General features: G+C 62.5%; 5 protein-coding genes and 1 tRNA gene. 3 read left to right on the top strand and 3 right to left on the bottom strand.

Going from position 1 to position 3,823, the window contains the following annotated elements:
- On the bottom strand, window positions 1–148 hold a 148-nt coding region (locus A3764_RS24740; protein WP_201722438.1), incomplete at its 3' end, for an arginase family protein.
- A gap of 132 nt (window positions 149–280) precedes the next feature.
- On the opposite strand from A3764_RS24740, the gene A3764_RS14600 reads away from it, so the two are divergent.
- Window positions 281–706, top strand: coding sequence for an Lrp/AsnC family transcriptional regulator (locus A3764_RS14600; RefSeq protein WP_067919883.1), 426 nt, complete (start codon window positions 281–283; stop codon window positions 704–706).
- A 3-nt stretch (window positions 707–709) separates the two neighbouring features.
- Here the strand turns inward: A3764_RS14600 and A3764_RS14595 are convergent, their stop codons facing one another.
- Together A3764_RS14595 and A3764_RS14590 are read right to left on the bottom strand one after the other, a co-directional pair.
- On the bottom strand, window positions 710–1,189 hold the full coding sequence (locus tag A3764_RS14595) for a disulfide bond formation protein B (RefSeq protein ID WP_067919881.1): 480 nt from the start codon (window positions 1,187–1,189) through the stop codon (window positions 710–712).
- Entirely contained in the window at window positions 1,186–1,764 is a 579-nt protein-coding gene (locus A3764_RS14590) for a YqaA family protein (protein ID WP_067919879.1), read from the bottom strand. The genes A3764_RS14595 and A3764_RS14590 overlap by 4 nt, the downstream gene beginning before the upstream one ends.
- 120 nt (window positions 1,765–1,884) lie before the next feature.
- On the opposite strand from A3764_RS14590, the gene A3764_RS14585 reads away from it, so the two are divergent.
- A tRNA-Leu gene (locus tag A3764_RS14585) sits at window positions 1,885–1,968 on the top strand.
- An 886-nt stretch (window positions 1,969–2,854) separates the two neighbouring features.
- On the top strand, window positions 2,855–3,823 hold a 969-nt coding region (locus A3764_RS26040; RefSeq protein ID WP_443069384.1), incomplete at its 3' end, for a calcium-binding protein.

Here is a 3,823-nt window from a genome sequence, read left to right as displayed (position 1 = left end):
TGCCACGATCCGTCACCTCATGACCCAACTCGCGCAGCGCCCGGTCGAGCCCCGCGGTGCGGTAGGCATCGGGCCCCATGAGGCAGCCGGTCCGGCGCTTGCCGCTGTCCAGCGGCGCGCCCACAAGAATACAGGTTTGATCTGTCATCGTGATCCCCTTGAGAAATGCTGAGCCGCCCGGATGGGGCGGCGTTTTGGCTGACATAACCCACGGTTTGGGGAGTGGACAATTTGCCAAAGTGATCATTTCGGGTATAGATTATCCGAAACGGAGGCCTGAATGGACGAAACGGATCACCGGCTCATTGCCGCGCTGCGCCATGACGCGCGGGCCTCCCTGTCGGATTTGGCGCTGACGCTGGGGCTGTCGCGCACCACGGTGCGGGCGCGGCTGGCGCGCCTGCGCGAACGGGGGGAGATCGTCGGCTTTTCGGTGGTCACCCGCGCCGACGTGCGGCCCGACCCGGTGCGGGGCATGATGTTGATCGGGATCGAGGGGCGCGGCGCCGAGCGGATTACCCGGCAGCTGGCCGCCATGCCGCAGGTCCGTGCCGTCCACAGCACGAATGGCCGTTGGGACGTGATCGTGGAGATCGGCACAGAGACGTTGGAGGATTTTGATACCGTCCTGGCGCGGATACGCAGGCTGGACGGTATCGTGGCGAGCGAGACGAGCCTCTTTCTCAAGACCCAGAAGACCGGGTAGAGGTCAGGCGGCGCTGCGGTCCCGCCGCGTGGCAGCCGCGACCCAGAGCGCAACCAGTACCAGCGAGAAGAGCGCGTTCCAGCCGGCCATGGAGAGACCGAAGAGCTGCCAAACGATCTCGTCGCAGAGCACGAGGCCGGTGGGCGCGTCCATCGACAGCAGGTCGCCCCCGCTCATCGTATCCAAATCGAGCCCGCCGCCGGTGCAGGACGAGGGGCCGGGCCACCACTTCCATTCCACCCCGGCGTGATAGATGCCGATCAAGGCGGTCGTCGCCGCAGCCGCCGCACCGGCCCATGCCAGCAGCCGGGACCCGCCCATCAGGATGATCGCGCCGATCAGGATGGCCGCCGCGTGGGGCCAACGCTGCCAGTAGCACATTTTGCAGGGCAGATAGCCGCCCAGATACTGAAACCCGAAGGCCGTCAGCAGCAGGAATGCGGAGCCGAGCGTGGCCAGAATGACGAGACTGCGGTGGGTCATAGATACCTCACAAGTGCGAAACCGCCGAACAGCAGCGCGACGGCGAGGGTGAACATCAGCCCGAGCCGCCGTTCGATGAACGTACGGATCGGCGCACCGAAACGGTAGATCAGCGCAGCCACGAGGAAAAAGCGCAGCCCGCGCGCAAGGATCGACGTGGCGACAAAGGTGAAAAGCGGCATCCCCGTCCAGCCGGACATGATGGTGATGACCTTGTAGGGGAACGGCGTCACGCCCGCGGTCAGCACGGCCCAGAAGCCCATGTCGTTGAACCGCGTGGCGAATTCCTCCATCGCGTGATCTTTCCCCAGGGCAGAGAGGATCGGCTCCCCGATGCTGTCGAAGGCGAAGGCGCCGATGCCATAGCCGAGCAGCCCGCCCAGCACCGATGCGAGCAGCGCTACGCTGGCGTAGAGCCATGCCTTGCGGGGGCAGGCCAGCACCATGGGGATGAGCAGGATGTCGGGCGGAATCGGAAAGAAGGAGCTTTCGACAAAGGCCACCACGGCCAGCGCCCAGACGGCATGGCGATGTTGGGCCCAGGCGAGGGTCCAGTCATAGAGACGTCTGATCATCCGCGGCACTCCGGTCTGCGCATCTCCAACACCATGCTGGCGCGCCGTGGTCAAGACACAGTGTAGGGGAAGTGATTTCGCTTGCCCGGAATGTCTGCTCGCGCTAAACGGCCCCGGCGTGCCCAAGTGGCGGAATGGTAGACGCAGGGGATTCAAAATCCCCCGCCGCAAGGCGTGCCGGTTCGAGTCCGGCCTTGGGTACCAGCCATAACTCCCGACCAGCAGTCGCTACATGATGGCGTTTGACGTTGGAGCGGGATGCGGGCCGGGCCAATACGGGGCGCGGCGTCTCTAAATCCTATCGGCTTGATTCGGACAAAATGTGACAGGCTTTGCCGTTTTGGAGCACCAGTTGCGGAAGGTGGCGCATATTGGTTCCAATTTGAGTACAAGGCTTCCGCGCCCTCGCGGCGGCGACGCCGTACCGGCCTAGCGTTGCCACATTACCGCCATTGTCTCTTTGATGGATACAATAAACACGTTCGTAACCTGCTCTGGCGAAGGGTTCTCGACAGAATGCCCTTGGTTTCATGAGAAATTCGCAGATCGTCCAGATTTCCCGTTTGGAAACAATAGCTCCCATGAGGCGGCTCGAAGCTACCCCAAAAGAATAGGAGAAAATATGCGAACGGGTGTAGTTTGACACTTTTCGGTCATTTTTGGCTTTGTTCGCTGCATTTCAGCCATTATCAATAAACTTGCCCAACTGGGGGGCATCCAAAATCTGGTCACGGGGGCGGCCGCACATATCGCGCATTTTTGCATGCGGGAGACGTGCTTACGCCGCAGGTTTGCGACCGTATTCACGACGAGACGAGAAGCTGCCGCCGATCGTTCCGGGGCCCCTTGGGCCACGATCTCCCTCCTTTTGTTGCGCTTGTGTGCGAGCTGCCCCGACCGGTCGTTGGTGCCCGCGGGGTGAACGAGTTGAACGGAGTACGAGATGCCTTTTGTTGCCCTAATCCACTGGCTGGTGAGAACACCGGAACCAATCGCCCTCCGTTCAGACGGGCAACGCACAGATTTTGCACATAATTCCATTTCGGGCGCGCTGCGTGCGCCGCGCAACGACGCTTAGGAGACCGGATCCATGAACGCTACGACACCCAAGAAAACGGTTATCAATTTCAACAACCTCGAAGCCGGCACCGTGGTCGACAACGAATACCAGGCCGAAGGCGTGACGATTTCGGCCACGGGCGGCGCGGGTCAGGCCATGATCTTCGACACTGCCGCCCCCACCGGCGGCGACACCGATCTGGCGTCCGACAAGCTCGGCAAGGTGTTGATCATTTCCGAGGACGGCGACAGCAGCGACCCGGATGACAATGCCACCGGCGGCGCGCTGTTCTTCGATTTTGCCACGCTCAGCGCGATCCGGAGCCTGACGTTCAAGGATATCGATGAGGCCTCCGGCGCGGAAGTGATCTTCTACGGGCAGGACGGCAGCGAGATTTCCCGCCAGCAGATTACCCCCACCGGTGACGGCGGTGAAAGCACCGTCAAATTCTCCGCCCAGGGCGTTGCCCGGATGGAAGTGCGCTTGGAAGGCTCCGGCGCGGTAGATAACCTCGTGTTCGAGGGCAGCGATACCCCCTCTGGCGAACCGGTTTCGCCCCCCGCGGAAAACGGTGACGGCGTCGTGGAAGGCACTGAAGGCGACGATCAGATCGACATCAACTACCTTGGCGACCCCGAAGGCGACCGGATCGACAACAACGATGCGATCATCGGCAATCCCGGCTCGCAGGACGATATCGTCGACGCGCTTGATGGCGATGACACCATCCGCTCCGGCGAGGGCGACGACGAGGTTTATGCCGGCGGCGGTGATGACAACGTGTCCGGCGGCGTCGGAAACGACACCATCTTCGGTGACAGCGGCTATGACGGCGAACGGGGCAACCCCGGCACCGGCGGTGGCGGGCGTGAAAGCTTCAAGTGGAGCGAGGCCCCCGATCCCGATGGCGCGGACCCTGTCGACGATGGCGACAATCTGGGCGGTGGTTTCACGCAGAACACCGGGAGCCGTGACGTCGAATTCTTCGTTCTGAACAAG

Source organism: Sulfitobacter sp. HI0129 (genome assembly GCF_001635395.1).
Taxonomy (GTDB): Bacteria; Pseudomonadota; Alphaproteobacteria; order Rhodobacterales; family Rhodobacteraceae; genus Sulfitobacter.
Note: the sequence above shows the minus strand (reverse complement) of the source record. Positions and strands in the feature narration are given on the sequence as shown.